The following is a 14,354-nucleotide window of genomic DNA, read 5'->3' on the forward strand; positions in this document are numbered from 1 at the left end:
CAGTGCACTCCCGAAAGGCACGACCATGCATTTCACCTCCGAGCAGCGCCTCGACGACGGCGTCCTCGAACGCGAATTCACCCTCGGTGAGATCCCCGGCATCCTGTGGACACCCGCATCGGTATCCGCATCCGCACCGGCTCCGCTGATCCTGCTCGGCCACCCTCCCCTCGGGCTGCGCAAGATGTACCCCCGACTGGTGGCCCGGGCCCGGCACTCCGCGGCGGAGGGCTTCGCCACGGCCACCATCGAGCTTCCCGGAAGCGGCGACCGGCCCCGTTGGCCCGCCGCCGAGCAGGCCCGCGCCGACCTGCGCCGGGCGATGGAGGCCGGTGAGCCGGTCAGCGACGACATCATCGACGCCCTCACCCTCCCGATGGTCGAAAAGGCCGTCCCGGAATGGCAGGCCGCCCTGGACGCACTCCTTTCTCTGCCGGAGATCGGCGGCCCGGTCGGTTACTCCGGGGGAGTGATCTCCATCGGCATCCGGCTGGCGGCGGTCGAGCCGCGCATCTCGGCCGCCGTTCTGTTCGCCGGGAGTTTCGTGCCTCGCGCCCTGTTCGAGGAGGCCCGGCAGGTCACCATTCCACTGCACGTCCTGCTGCAGTGGGACGACGAAGGCAACGACCGGCAGGCGGCCCTGGACCTGTTCGACGCCTTCGGCTCCAAGGAGAAGTCCCTGCATGCCCATCTCGGCGGGCACACCGGTGTCCCCCAGTTCGCGGGGGACGCCGCGGCCCAGTTCTTCACCCGCCATCTGAAGTGAGGCCACGCCGTCGGCCCGGCGGCAGACAGTAGCCGACGTCGGCCGGCACACCGCTCATCGAGGACCGGTCCACCCCAGTTGGCACAGTCTGGGCGGCACTCGAAGCTCTGCGGAGAACTGGACAGTTCATGACTTCGAGCAGCGTGGGTTGGCACGACTACCCCGAAGGACACCTGCGGCCTGACCTGTGAAGACTGGCTACTCCTCGGGCTCCCAGGCGATCAGCTGCTCGAACACCCGCGGGTCGCCTCCGATCTTCAGGTCGTTCAGCGTGAGGCGGCCCCAGACGAAGAGGAGCAGCTGCTCGGCCGTGCCCGTGGCCGAAGCGGAGGCCGGTGCGGCGTCGTCCGTGAGGGGTGCGGGCCAGGCGCCCGTGCCGTCCAGCGTGAGGAGCCAGGAGCGGCCCTCGGTGGCGTGGTAGTGGATGGTGGCGGCCTCGTGCGGCCAAGCCGCCGGGGTGGAGTTGCAGGTGTCGAGAAACTCGGCCACGCCGTCGATCGCGACGTCCGCCGGCATCGGCTGCACGGCGCCTGCGGCGAGCTGGGCGTCGTAGGTGTGCACCAGCACCTCGTGCACCCGGCGCCGGGCAACGCCCCGGGCATTCGCCGGCGACACGCCGGCGCCCCACCACGCCCAGCACTCGCGCTCCGGGCCGGCCTCGCGCAGCGCACTCAGCAGCAGCTCGTTCGACTCGGCGTACCAGGCCAGCAGCGCCTCGAGTTCGCGCGGCACCTCCGCGGCATCCTTGGCCGGCGGAGCCTCGGCCGGGCCCGCGGCGACGATCGCGGCCCACCAGCGCTGGCCCCTACCGAGGTGCTGCACCAGATCGAACAACGTCCACCCGGGGCAGGACGGCACCGGTGCGTCAAGGCTGGGCGCGGCAACCGCACTCCGGAACGCGGCCGACCGCTCGTCGATCAGTTGCAGCAGTGCGGAATACGCAAGACTCTCTGTCACATCGCTTGCCTATCAGGCCAGCTCAGCCGACCGCACCCCATTTTCCAGGCCGTCGGCTGCGGGAGTCGGAGCACCTGATAATGAGTGCTGCAAGTCGACATCCGAGGTGACAGCATGCCGTGTCATGGCAGATGACAGCACGAGTAGGTTCCAGGCAGGCCAGACGGGCCTCATCGTCAGGATTCCGGACGCCGAGCCGGCCGTCCGCGCATGGCGTGAGCGGTTCGATCCGTCAGCCCGAGCAGGAGTGCCGGCGCATGTCACGGTGCTGTTCCCGTTCCTCGACGAGAGCAGCATCGATGCACGCGTCTGCTCGGCCCTCTCTGAAACGCTCGGCAGCCATCGTGCCTTCGACGTGCGGTTCGAGAGCTGTGGGCGGTTTCCGGGGGTGCTGTATCTCACTCCTGACCCAGACACGCCGTTGCGGCGGCTCACTGAGGTGATCGCTGACCGTTGGCCCGAAACCCCTCCCTACGGGGGCCAGTTCGCCGAGATCGTGCCCCACCTGACCGTCGCCGACGGCCAGGACGATGCGGTTCTCGACGAGATCGAGGCCGACCTGCTCGGCAGACTCCCCCTCACGGCGCGCGTCTCGTCAGTTGACCTGATGGTGCATGACGGCGCGAAGTGGCATGAGCGGGAGTCGTTCGCGCTCCTTGGATGAACGGGCCGTGAGCTTGGCCGGTCAGCCGCGACGGGCCGCGGACCAGTGTGGAGACGTCGGCCGGCTGGTTTCGAGCCGCTCGGTGCGACCTCGGGTGCCGGCGAGCCGGCGAGCCGGCGGGAGTCGGTACCGGTCTCGAGATGATGCGGACGTCCGCGTCGCGTTCAGGGCCGACGGTCAGCTCAGCCGTGCGTCGGCGTAGACGGCCATCGCGTCGCACTGGTAGCGGGCCAGCCCGTCGGCGATCCGGTCGAAGTTCGTACGGAACTGAGGGTCGTCCACGTAGGTCTGGCCCAGTCCCTTGTACGCGGCCGCGCACGGGGTCCAGAACGCGCACACGCCCTGGTAGTGGGCGTCCACCTCGGCCTGCACCGCGGGATCGGCGACGGGTGTGCCGGCCGCCATGAACTCCGCCATGCGGATCATCTGCGCCGTCACCTCACGCTGCCACTGCTCCATGTCCTCGGCGGTCATCCCCGCGATGGCTCGCTGGGACTGCTCCCACTGCTCCGGCCACCGCTCGCGCGCCTCCGCCTCGTGGCTGCCGGGCTCGAATCCCTCGAACAGGTTCTCCGGCCTGTTGATCTTTGTCATGTCGCTGCTGTCCTTTCCCTCCTCCAGTTCGGCGATGGTGCGGCCGACCGTGCGGGCGAGTGTCTCCAGCCGGTCGCGTTCCGCAAGCAGTCGTCGGTGGTGTTCGCGGAGCGTGGCCAGCTGATCGACCTGGCTGTCCAGGACCGCCTGGATCTCGCGTAGCCCGAGGTCCAGCTCCCGCATCAGCAGGATCTGCTGGAGCCGCAGCAGATCGGTCTCCTCGTAGTAGCGGTGCCCGTTGCTCCCGATCCACGCCGGCGGCAACAGGCCGATCTCGTCGTAATGCCGCAGAGTCCGGGACGTCACCCCGGACATCCTGGCCACATCCGCGATCGACCAGGCCATTGCCCCGCCTCCCATCGCCGGGCCGGTCTCTCCGGCCACACCGATTACGGTAGAAGTTGACGCAGCGGAAACCGCAAGCCGGAACCGGCACCGGATGCTGGACCACGGCTGCGGCCGCCGCAGGTGCTGGAACCTCCGCCCGAACTCGGCCGGCCCGGCCCGTCCGCCGAGACCCGACCGGCCCGGTCCTGGTAGGCGTGCTCCAGCGCGCCGGCCAGTGCCACCACGAGCAACAGCGGATTTTTGAGCCACGACAGAGGGAACACAAGTGGGCGTTTATGTGTCGGTCAGAGGATGGCTGGAGTGCGACAAGACGCAACTCGCCGCCGTTCAAGAGGTGATCTCGACCCACGCGGACGAGCACTACTCCAACGGATGGAGCACACCTCGGCAGCAAGTCAACTGGACCCATTACATCTTCTACGGCGCCGACATTCGCGAGTCGGCCCTGGAGTGGTTCACGAACCAGATCACCGAGATCGCCCGGATTCCGGCGTCCGACGGCGACGGAGACCGCATCCGAGGCCTGTTCCTTGCCAGCCACGAAGTCGATGGGACGACCGAGTGGCAGGTCCGTGACGGCCGGCTCGTCATCTCGCCCGCCGACGCCAGACACCAGTACCTCGACGAATAGACCCACCAGTTCCGATAGACCCACCCGTTCCGAGGGCTCCCATACCCGGCTCCGCTTTGGGACCACCGGGTGCCCGAAGAACGCGCCCGCGCCCCTGATGTCACAGTTCGTGGTGTCCGGTCCGCCGGCCCGCCTTCGGATCCACTGCGGTCTCGGCGATCTCCGACAGCGGCTTCCCGCCGCCGTCGGTGGCTGCCGGAGTGAGTGCGAGCCTTTCGCTCGTGACGGCCGTTGGCTATGTCTGCCCGGGCGGACCGCATCCGGCCCGCGGCATGGAGCGGGGTGAACGTCGATGCGGTCGGCCCGGTGGCCGGTCAGGTCAGACGCGGACACCGAACATGAACGGTCCGCCGATGGTGTCCATCGACTCGTACCGTACGACCGTTCCCGAGCGAGGGGCGTGCAGGATCTGGCCGTTGCCGGCGTACAGGCCGACGTGGTGCAGGTCGTCGAAGAAGAAGACCAGGTCGCCGACCTGGAGTTGGCTCCGCGTGAGGCGGGTCCCGATGCCCGACTGGGCCTCGGAGGTGCGCGGTATGGCGACGTCGGCCTGGGCGTAGGCCCAGGAGGTCAGGCTCGAGCAGTCGTACGAGGAGGGGCCTGTGCCGCCGCGGACATAGGGCTTGCCGATCTGGCTCTGAGCGGCGGAGAACGCGGCACGGGCCCGACCGGAAGCGGGGGTGTCGTGGCCGAGGTTCACCCGCTCCGCGGATGAGCGGCTGGCGCGCTGCTGTTCGGCGGCCAGGGCCGCCTTCTCCTTTGCGGTCAAGGTGTTGAGCAGCTTCTGCGCCTCGGCGAGCTTGCTCTGAATTTCCCTCTTCCTGTTGCCCAGCTGGTGCGCGTCGTGGCGAGATCCTTGAGCTTCTCGGTGGCCTCGGCGCGCTCCTGGGCGAGTTTCCGCTGTTTGCCCTGGATCTTCTTCAGCGCGTCGACCTGCCGGCTGCTCAACTGGTCGAGGGCGGATGCCCTAACGAGGAGTCGTCCGGGTCCGACGAGAGGAGGAGCTGCACTGAAGGGTCGATGCCTCCGGAGCGGTACTGGGCACTGGCCAGCGAACCCAGGCCGTCGCGCAGTGCGTTCAGTTCCTGCTGGCCGCGGGCGACGCCGTCCTGGATGGCGGAGACCTCCTTCTGAAGCTTCCGCTGCTTCTCGTTGGCTCCGTTGTACTTCTCCGTGGCCTGCTCCGCCTGCTCGTAGAGCTTGTCGACCTTCGTCTTGACCTCGTCCCTGCTGAGCTTCTGACCGGGTGTGGCGTCGGCGGCGTTCGCACTCAGGGCGACGGCAGCGGCGGCTGCCGTGGTCAGCACGGTCACGCGCGTGCGGCTGGGCTGCTTGGGTCGGCGATGGGACGTCACGGTGTCGGACTCCTGTTTCTTCAGCCGCCGGCCAACGTCGTTGGCGCCAGCGGGGTTGGGAACAAACCCTTGGTGGCGTTCCCGCGCATCGATCAAGGGCTTGCAGGAGGAAATAGAGGAAGGTGGGCGCGGAGCTTCCTCACAGGAGCGCATCGACGCTGCGCACCGCGGTCGAGTCCACGGCACGCTGTTGGGGTCGCGCCTGGTCCGCACTTCGAGGAGAGCCTCGGCCGTCGGGCCCGGCACCGGCCTGACAGGGCGCGGGCCCCGGCCCCTCACTGATCAGTGGGCAGCGGTACGCGCAGGGGCGCGGCCGTGTGACTCGCCCACGGTGGTCACGGGCGCCCGGGGCCGTCCTGCACGGTGCAGCTCACTTGCCAGGCGGTCCGCGATGCGCCGGAGTCGCGGCGGCCAAGGCCCCGACTGCCGTGAGGGCACTCTTGAACCTGCGCATGTGCATGCTCCCGCGCCGAGTAGCGTGATCCTGCAAAGGGGACGGGAGAACCGGCGTTCCCCGCGCCACTGGAGAGTTGATCACGAGCAAGTGGGGTGGACCATGCAGAACTACCGGCAGAAGTAGCGCCCTTACCCCAGCCGCCTTGAGAGGCCCGTTGGCAGGGCCCGCGTTGCGCGCCACCGGCAGCACGTGATCCTCGCGATACGCCGTACGACGACCGGCAGCATTTAAGGGCCTCTCGTCTGGATCAGGCCGGGCTCGCGCGGTCTGAGCCGAACGAAAGACCCTAGAGGCCCGCCCTGGACATCGACCATCTGGTTCCGCTCACCGGGGACTGGGACTCGGCCGCCTATGCGTGAACGGTGCTGGCCGCAGGACACGCCGACGACCTGGGTGACGGCCGTGCGCTGATCGCGGTGCCGGCCGCCTCGAACCGGTCCGTGGCCGCTCAGGCCCCGTCCACGTGGCTGCCGGGGGCCGAGGGCTGTCGCTGCGCCGGAGCTGCCGGGGACGCCGTCGCCGCTGTGCGGGCGTAGTGTCCTGGTATGGGCGACGCACGCTGTGCCTGGTGCGGGGCGGCACTTCCGGATTCCGCCGGTGCCGGCCGCCGGTACTGCCACGCCGGCCACCGGCAGGCGGCCTGGCGGGCCCGGCGGCGCTGGAGCCAGGCCGAGGCCGCCCGGCGCACCCTGGTCACCGCCGGCTCGATGCTCCTGACACAGGTCGAACAGGAACTGGCCGGCATGGCCGCCGACGACGGTACGGCACTGGAGGGCGCCGCCCATTGCACGGCCGTCGCCCGCATTCCCCGCCTCACCGAACGACTGGTGCGCCTGGCGGTGCTGGCTGACCGGCAGGCCGGGGCCAGCTGGCCGCAGATCGGCAGGGCGCTGGGCATCAGCGGCGAGGCCGCCCGCGCCCGTTTCACCCGCCGGGGCACCTGCGAGGGCCGACCAGGACCGGGCGATGTCCCGCCCCGGTGACCGGCCCGCCACAAGGCCGCCGGAGCAGGCCCTGGACCGGACGCTGGCCGCGGCCGTGCGCCGCACCAGGGCCGCGGCCGGCGGCCTCTACGTCCTGGATGAGCGGCGGCGGGTGCTGTGCCTGGTGGCGACCGGCGGCCTACCCGCCGAGTACGCCGAACCCTGGACGCGCATCGCGCTGGCCGCCCCGGACCCGGTGGCCGACGCCGTGCGCGAGGACCGCCTGGTATGGGTCGGCGGCCTGGAAGAGCTGGCCCGCTGCTATCCGCGCGCGGCCGCCGCTCAGCCCTACCGGTTCTGCATGGCTGCGGCGCCCGTCTCCGGACCCGGCACCTGCCGGGGCGCTCTGCTGCTGCTGTGGCCCGCCGGCCGTTCCCCGCGCGCCGGCCACCGCGAACGCGCCCGCATGATGCATGCCGCCCACCGCATCAGCGGTCTGCTCAGGGCCGCCGGGGAGCCGCCCGTCATCCCCGAGCAACCACGCCTGGTGCAGGTCCACGGCCTGGACACCCGCGCCCCGCAGGCAGCGCTCGGCTTCGCCGAACGCCTGCCCGGGGGCAGTCTCGCCCTCGACACGGAGGGCCGGATCACCTTCGTGACCTCCAGCGCCGCCCGCCTGCTCAACCACGATGCCGCGTCGCTGCTGGGCCGGCTGCCCTGGCAGGCCCTGCCCTGGCTGGACGACCCCGCCTACGCGGACAAATACCGCACCGCACTGCTCAGCCGCGAACCCGTGTTCTTCCACGCCCTGCGTCCACCCGGTACCTGGCTGGACTTCTACCTCTTCCCCGGGCCCGACGGAATCAGCGTCCGCGTCGTCGAGACCGCGCTCGCCGACCGGCCACCCACCCTGATGCCCATCAAGCCGCCCTCGGCCGGCCGGCCGATCGGGGTGAGCCGCCTGTACCAGCTGATGCACCTGGCCGCGGCCCTCACCGAGGCCGCCGGCGTCCGCGATGTCGTCGACCTGGTGGCCGCCCAGATCCTGCCCAGCTTCGGTGCCCAAGGCCTGGTGCTGTCCACGGCCGAGGCCGGACGACTGAAGATCACCGGCCACCGGGGCTATCCGCCCGAGGTCATCGAAAGCCTCGACGGCCTGCCGCTGGACACCGTCATCACGCCCGCCGGGCAGGTCCTCGCCAGCGGCGTGCCCTCCTTCTTCGCCGACCCGGCCGAGATGGCCCGCAGCTACCCGAAAACACCCAAACTCAGCGACAAGCAGGCGTGGGCGTTCCTGCCGCTGATCGTCTCGGGGCGGCCCGTCGGCTGCTGCATCGTCTCCTACGAGCGACCCCACACCTTCACCGCCGACGAACGCGCCGTCCTGACCTCCCTGGCCGGACTGATCGCCCAGGCCATGGACCGCGCCCGCCTCTACGACGCCACCCACCAGCTCGCCCACGACCTGCAACAGGCGCTCCTGCCCCGGACCCTGCCCCGCATCAACGGCCTGGACGTGGCCGCCCGCTACCTTCCCGCCAGCCACGGCATGGACATCGGCGGCGACTTCTACGACGTCATCCCGCTCGACCAGCACACCACCGCGGCCGTCATCGGTGACGTCCAGGGCCACAGCTCCGCCGCGGCCGCCCTCATGGGGCAGGTCCGCACCGCCGTTCACGCCCATGCCACCGCCGGCGCCACCCCCGACCAGGTCCTCGCCCGCACCAACCGGGTCCTGACCGATGTGGAACCCGACCTGCTCGTCTCCTGCCTCTACGCCCACCTCGACCTCTCCGCCCACCAGATCACCCTGGCCAGCGCCGGCCACGCCCCACCACTCATGCGCAGCCCCGACGGCCGCACCGCTCCCCTCACCCTCGACCCCGGCCCACTGCTCGGCATCCACGCCGGCGCCCTGTATCCCCCCACCACCGTGCCGCTGCCCGTGAACACCCTCCTCGCCCTCTACACCGACGGGCTGGTGGAAGTCCCCGGACGAGAAACCGATGACACCACCGCCGGCCTCGCCGACCACCTCGCCCGCACCGACGTGTCCGACCTCGATCAACTGATCGACAACCTGGTGCACCACAGCTGGCCCCAGGGCTGGCACACCGACGACATTGCCCTGCTCCTGCTCCGCACCACCGGCGCACCCGGCCGGGCCTGAGTCCCTGCCACACACCCTGCGGGACATCTCCCGCACGACCGGAGGCGACGACGGTGACCGAGTCGTCGCCGACTTCTCGAGCACCGCCGCTGCACCGGACCACGCCGCGGACGAGACCGCTCGGTGAAGAGGCCGCCGAGCGTCGCGGCCGCTACGGAGGCGACATCGTCCGCATCCGTGTCGCCGTTGTGGTGGGTCAGACGAGGAGGTCCTTGTAGTAGAAGCTGGCCTTCTTGTCGGTCCGGCTGAGGGATTCCTCGGATCCGAAGCCGAGGTGGAGGCGGGCGGCGGTGGGGTTGCCGGTGTTCGGGATCTGTATGGCCAGCCCCTCGGGCTCCCGGTAGAAGAGGGTCTTGCCGGCGTTGCTCAGCCGCCGCTCGTAGACCGTGCCGTCCCAATCGATGGAGGTGACGTAGGTGTTGCTGGTGGTGGTCTGCCTGCCGTCCTTGTCGTAGTCGTAGGCGTCGCCGTCGAGCGTGTACAGGTACTGACCCATGGACACGTAGCCCTGGAAGGTCGGGCCGGTGAGCACCGAAGGCTGGGTGATGGTGGCCAGCGGGGTGAACGTGCCGGCCTTGAACGCGGCCAGGTCGTACAGGCTGTACTTCCAGGTGGTGCCGTCGATGCGGTAGCGGTGGACGATGCGGTTGTAGACGGGGTCGATGGCCACACTGTTGTGGTCGGAGCCGGCTACGGGGGTGTAGCGGGTGACCTGGGCCGAGTCGGGCCGGAGGACGGCGCCGTTGGCGAACTTGAAGCGGGCGATCTTCGTGCCGTAGCCGTTGTTCTGGCTGTCGGCCACGGAGTCGCTCTCGGTCCACAGAAAGGCGCTGCTGCCGGAGGGCTCCACGCCGATGGACACGCCGTGCCCGAAGCCCTTCAGGTACATCCGGCCGGTGATGTTGCCCTGCCAGTCCAGACGGGTGATGCACAGGTCGCCGTTCTTGGAGCGGTCGGCGTCGCTGTAGGCCTGGGACTCGCCGGACAGCGTGCGGCCACCTTGCACCAACTGAGCGGCGTAGAGGTGCTTGTTGGTGTTGTCGAACGCGAACGACTGGAGGATCCGCCTCTCGTTGAGCAGGATCTCCCGGAACCATTCGTCGGAGGAATCGGTGAGATCGAAGCGCTTGGAATCAGCCACGGTCGCCGACGCCGTGCCCGCCTGGGCGAGGGACGCGGACCCGACCACGGCAGCCGCCGTCAAACCGCCGACGCGCTTCAGGACCTGGCGTCGACTCGGGTGGCTGACGTTCTCACGCTTCATCTGTCTTCCGGCACCTTTCCTCGGGATGACATGGGCATCGATGTGTAGCCCTTGTGTGCACCGTGTGTCTGTCGCAGGGATTGAATCACCTCAACATCCCCTGCGCCAGCGTCGTTTGCCCAGGCGGCGAGCCAGTTGGCCGAGAGTTGGGGAAGCGAATGCAAATTGACTTCGGTGAAGGAGGGGTGAAGGGGGCGGCGTCGGAGGGCCGGATGGGGACGCGTCCGCCGGCTGCGCCCCAGCGGCACCGCCGGCGACAGGCACTGGCGGGGGCCTTCGCTCACGGCGCGGGCGGCGCGAGACGTCGTGCAACTGGCGTGGCACAAGGTGAGTTGTGCCACCGCCCTTAAGTTACCGGCCAGTTGTCCGAATGTGATCGCGTGTCGTACTGTTTCGCTGCTCCGGAGGCCCGAGCCGCCATCCGGACTGTCAAATCGAACTGGAGGGCGGTCTGAGTCCGCCCTGCCCTGAACTTTGGGGGGAACCATGGGTTTTCGCGCACCTCGGGTGAAGAGAGCGCTGATCACCGCGGCGGGGGCCGCGGTGCTGGTGATCGGTGGACAGGGCGAGGCTTCCGCGTCCTCCGACATCTTCGTCAGCTACGGCGCGGGCAGCGAGGGCTACTGGACCGCTGACCCGTACCGCGACCTGACCGGTGACACCGTCATGGCCTGCGACAGCAACAAGGACGGCTGGGGTGTCCAGGCCGAACTCGACATCAACCCGAACCCGCTCAACCCCGGGGCCTTCAGCGCGGACCGCATCGCCAGCACGCGCGGCCACGACTCCCCGTACTGCGACAAGGAGTCGGGCAACCTCAAGGAAGACACCCCGGTGGCTCTCCGTGTGTGCCTGGTGAAGGGTTCCGAGAAGAAGTGCACGCTGCCGAAGTACGGTAGCGCCTGAGCCTCGTAGCTGGCACGGGCAAGGAGTCGGCGCCATGGGCGCCGGCCCCTTTCGTGTCCGGCCGCAGGGTCTCGCCGGGCCGGCGCCCGACGGCCGGACCGGCAGCGGAGCACGCCGGGTCGGCGGGTCTGATGCACAATTCCGGCCGCCAGGTACGACGATCGCGCGGTCCGCTACGAGGCCACCGTCCTCGTAGCCGCCGTCAACGAGTGTTTGTGACGTACTCGTCCGACGACAACTCGAACACCCGTACTCGCCGACCGCCGGTGGGGTTGACGGTCTCACGGACCGGGTGCATCCCCAGTTTGGTCATGATCCGTTCGGAGGCGTGGTTGCCCACTTGGGCGATGCTGACGAGGCGGTCCAGCCCTCGCTTCTCGAACCCGAACTGTACGGCGGCCGCAGCGGCCTCGGTGGCCAAGCCCTGCCCCCAGTGGGAACGTCCCAGCCGCCAGCCGACCTCGACCGCCGGCAGCACCTCCGGCAAGAAGTCGGGTACCGAAAGGCCGGTGAACCCGGCCAGCTCGCCGGTGGACCGGATCTCCACGGCGAACAGGCCGAAGCCCTGCGACTCCCACTCGCTCTCCCACGCCTGGATCCCACCGCGGGTCTGCTGTTCGTCACGGACGCTGCCGTCACGGATCCACCGCATGACCTCGGGGTCGGCATTGATGGCGGCCATGGGCGCGACGTCTTCGTCGCGCCAGCGACGCAGGACCAAACGGGGAGTCTGCAGCATGACCATCCGCTGATTCTGGATCACAAATCGGCTCTCCGCCATCCTCACCAGGCACTTGCGATACACGCCATGCGACGGATGCGGGGCACTTCCAGCGCCGCCCTGGACCGGTCGGTGTCCGCCTCGACGGTATCGGGCCCCGGCGCGGAATGCCGGTGGCGTAGGTGACCACAGGATGGCTGCCGTCCGTCCTGCCCCGGTCAACGGGGCTTCGTCCCGTCCTGGACGATCCCGTTGATCACCGGTCTCATACCGCTGCCCGGGGCCTCACTCATGTGGCAGAGTCGGCCACGGCTTCGGGAGAGGGCCCGGTAAGCGTGCGAAGACCGTGATCGGGATCTCGTAAGGGCACAGGGGGAGCGGCGTGGCGCGGGTGATCGACGGCCGTTTCGAGCTGGTGGAACGGCTCGGCGGTGGCGGCATGGGGCTGGTATGGCGGGCGCGTGACCTCGCGCTGCACCGCGAGGTGGCACTGAAGGAGGTACGACCGCCCGACCCGGCGCTCATCGAGTACGACCCCGAGGCTGCCGCGGCGCTGCGGGGCCGCGTCCTGCGCGAGGCCAGGGCACTCGCCCGTATCGCCCACCCCAACGTGGTGACCATCCACCACATCGTGGACGGTGGCGAATACCCCTACCCCTGGCTGGTCATGGAACTGGTCCCCGGCGGTTCGCTCCACGACCGCCTCGCCGGCGGCACCCTCTCCCCTTCCGAGGCCGCCGCTCTGGGCCGAGAGGTGCTGGCCGGCCTGCGCGCGGCCCACGCGGCGGACATCCAGCACCGCGACATCAAGCCCCCCAACATCCTGCTGCGTCCCGACGGCCGCCCCGTCCTCACCGACTTCGGCATCGCGACCGTCCTGGGCGCCACCGTGCTGACCCCGGCCGGGTCCGTCATCGGAACCCCCGACTACATGGCCCCCGAGCGCGTGGCCGGCCACGACGGCGGTGCCGCGGCAGACCTGTGGTCCCTGGCCATGACGCTCTACGTCGCCGTCGAGGGCCACCACCCGCTGCGCCGCGCCAACACCCTCGCCACGCTCGCGGCGGTCCTCAGCGAGGACGTGCCGCCTCCGCGTCGGGCCGGCCCGCTGGCCGGGGTACTGACCGCCGTCCTGGTGCGCGATGCCGCCGCGCGACCCGACGCCGAGGTACTGGCCCGGATGCTCGCGGAAGCGGAAGCGGAAGCGGAGGCGGAGGCGGAACCGGAGGCGGGAGCGGTAGCCGAGGCGGAGACAGGGTCGGAACCGGAGGCGGGAGCCGAGGCGGCAGCGGGAGCCGAGGCGGAAGCAGGGGCGGCCGCAGTGTCCCGGGCCCAGCCACCGGCCGCTGCCGAACGCCCCGCCACCACGACCCCGACCTCGTACCGGATCGCCCCTCCTCAGCCGGCGGACCCGCGGTCGGTACAGCCACCCGTACCCCTCACCGCGCCACGGACCGCCGGCCGTAGGCACGGCCGCGCCTACGCGTACGCCGCGGGCGCCCTGGCAGTGACCGGCGTCCTCTTATGGGCCCTGCTACCCGGCGCCAAAGGTGACGACCAGGCCGACGGCAATCGCCCGAACGCGACCGGCACACCAGACGGCACCGGGCCCGCCGCCACCACAGGCGGCGTGGGGGGCAAGGGTCCGGCCGGCGGCAAGAAGGTCACCATCGGCATCAGGGCGGACCAGCCCGGCCTCGGGTACCGGGCAACAGACGGCACCTATGCGGGTTTCGACATCGACGTGGCCAAGTACGTCGCCGCGTCCCTCGGCTACGACTCCGCCCACATCGTGTGGAAGGAGGTCAGCAGCAGCCTGCGCGAGACTCAACTCGAGCACGGGGACGTCGACTTCATCGTGGCCTCGTACACGATCACCGACGAACGGGACAAGCGCATCGACTTCGCGGGCCCCTATCTGTCGGCCCACCAGGACATCCTGCTGCGCGCGGACGACACGTCGATCCAGGTGCCCCAGAACCTGAACGACAAGAAGGTCTGCGCGATCACAGGCTCGGTCTCCGCCCTCACCATCGAGACGAAGTACGCCCCCGAGGCACAGGTCCTGCCCCGCGAGACGTACCTGCTCTGCCTGGACGACCTCGCACGCGGCTCCGTGGACGCCGTCACCGGCGACGACACCATCCTCGCCGGCTACGCCGCCCGGGAGTCCAGCAGGTTCAAGCTCGGCGGCCTCCAGATGTCCGACGAACGGTACGGCATCGGCATCGCCCACAGCAGTCCGCTCAGACAACGCATCGACACCGCACTGCGGAAGATGACCGAGGACGGCACCTGGGCCAGGTCCCTCCAAAAGAATCTCCCCGGCCTCAGGACCATCCCGCCGACGCCATGACACCCGGCCCGGCGGGAGGATCGCGAGGCCAGGCGATGTCCACGCCCGCCCGCCGCCCGGGGACATGAACCGCGCCGGACCACGCCCCTTGGACAGCCCCGTCGGCGTGGTCCGTACCTCGCCTTGGCGCCGCCGGGCGAGGGGGATCATCCACGCCCCTCAAGTGCATCCGCGGGCAAGAGGCCGATTCGACCTGGCAGTCACGCGAGGGACGGCTCGCTGGTCGAGGAGCCGACAGT

Annotated in this window: 11 protein-coding genes and 1 pseudogene; 7 read left to right on the top strand and 5 right to left on the bottom strand. The window is 70.0% G+C overall.

The annotated features are described in order from the left end of the window. Positions 1-25 precede the first annotated feature (25 nt). Entirely contained in the window at positions 26-766 is a 741-nt protein-coding gene (locus JK361_RS07620) for a dienelactone hydrolase family protein (RefSeq protein WP_201814868.1), read from the top strand. A 198-nt stretch (positions 767-964) separates the two neighbouring features. Here JK361_RS07620 and JK361_RS07625 read toward each other — a convergent pair whose 3' ends face one another. Further along, positions 965-1,723: a maleylpyruvate isomerase family mycothiol-dependent enzyme gene (locus tag JK361_RS07625; RefSeq protein WP_201814869.1), complete on the bottom strand. Its 759-nt coding sequence runs from the start codon at positions 1,721-1,723 to the stop codon at positions 965-967. A 124-nt stretch (positions 1,724-1,847) separates the two neighbouring features. Here JK361_RS07625 and JK361_RS07630 point away from each other — a divergent pair, with 124 nt between their 5' ends. Further along, positions 1,848-2,387 carry a 2'-5' RNA ligase family protein gene (locus JK361_RS07630; RefSeq protein ID WP_201814870.1) on the top strand — a complete coding sequence of 180 codons (540 nt, stop codon included), beginning with the start codon at positions 1,848-1,850 and terminating at the stop codon, positions 2,385-2,387. Positions 2,388-2,564: 177 nt separating this feature from the next. On the opposite strand, the gene JK361_RS07635 is transcribed toward JK361_RS07630, so the two are convergent. Beyond that, positions 2,565-3,326 carry a MerR family transcriptional regulator gene (locus JK361_RS07635; protein ID WP_201814871.1) on the bottom strand — a complete coding sequence of 254 codons (762 nt, stop codon included), beginning with the start codon at positions 3,324-3,326 and terminating at the stop codon, positions 2,565-2,567. Positions 3,327-3,594: 268 nt separating this feature from the next. On the opposite strand from JK361_RS07635, the gene JK361_RS07640 reads away from it, so the two are divergent. Further along, the gene (locus tag JK361_RS07640) at positions 3,595-3,960 is read left to right on the top strand and encodes a hypothetical protein (protein WP_201814872.1); all 366 of its coding nucleotides are present in this window, start codon (positions 3,595-3,597) and stop codon (positions 3,958-3,960) included. A gap of 319 nt (positions 3,961-4,279) precedes the next feature. On the opposite strand, the pseudogene JK361_RS07645 reads toward JK361_RS07640, so the two are convergent. After that, positions 4,280-5,315: pseudogene (locus JK361_RS07645) on the bottom strand (C40 family peptidase). A 1,002-nt stretch (positions 5,316-6,317) separates the two neighbouring features. Between JK361_RS07645 and JK361_RS07650 the strand changes: the two are divergent. Together JK361_RS07650 and JK361_RS07655 are read left to right on the top strand one after the other, a co-directional pair. Further along, positions 6,318-6,755, top strand: a complete 438-nt coding sequence (locus tag JK361_RS07650) for a hypothetical protein (RefSeq protein ID WP_201814873.1) — start codon at positions 6,318-6,320, stop codon at positions 6,753-6,755. Next, on the top strand, positions 6,739-8,868 hold the full coding sequence (locus JK361_RS07655; RefSeq protein ID WP_201814874.1) for a SpoIIE family protein phosphatase: 2,130 nt from the start codon (positions 6,739-6,741) through the stop codon (positions 8,866-8,868). The genes JK361_RS07650 and JK361_RS07655 overlap by 17 nt, the downstream gene beginning before the upstream one ends. Before the next feature lie 196 nt (positions 8,869-9,064). On the opposite strand, the gene JK361_RS41070 is transcribed toward JK361_RS07655, so the two are convergent. After that, a complete protein-coding gene (locus JK361_RS41070) occupies positions 9,065-10,132 on the bottom strand; it encodes a phage baseplate protein (protein ID WP_236052530.1) in 1,068 nt (355 codons plus the stop codon). A gap of 486 nt (positions 10,133-10,618) precedes the next feature. Between JK361_RS41070 and JK361_RS07665 the strand changes: the two genes are divergently transcribed. Beyond that, positions 10,619-11,038: a hypothetical protein gene (locus JK361_RS07665; protein WP_201814875.1), complete on the top strand. Its 420-nt coding sequence runs from the start codon at positions 10,619-10,621 to the stop codon at positions 11,036-11,038. Between the two features lie 202 nt (positions 11,039-11,240). On the opposite strand, the gene JK361_RS07670 is transcribed toward JK361_RS07665, so the two are convergent. Next, the gene (locus JK361_RS07670) at positions 11,241-11,783 is read right to left on the bottom strand and encodes a GNAT family N-acetyltransferase (RefSeq protein ID WP_201815034.1); all 543 of its coding nucleotides are present in this window, start codon (positions 11,781-11,783) and stop codon (positions 11,241-11,243) included. Between the two features lie 415 nt (positions 11,784-12,198). Between JK361_RS07670 and JK361_RS07675 the strand changes: the two genes are divergently transcribed. Next, entirely contained in the window at positions 12,199-14,115 is a 1,917-nt protein-coding gene (locus JK361_RS07675; protein WP_236052670.1) for a bifunctional serine/threonine-protein kinase/glutamate ABC transporter substrate-binding protein, read from the top strand. The last annotated feature ends 239 nt before the right edge of the window (positions 14,116-14,354 follow it).

Origin of the sequence: Streptomyces musisoli (assembly GCF_016741855.1) — a bacterium.
In the GTDB taxonomy this organism is placed as follows: Bacteria; Actinomycetota; Actinomycetes; order Streptomycetales; family Streptomycetaceae; genus Streptomyces; species Streptomyces musisoli.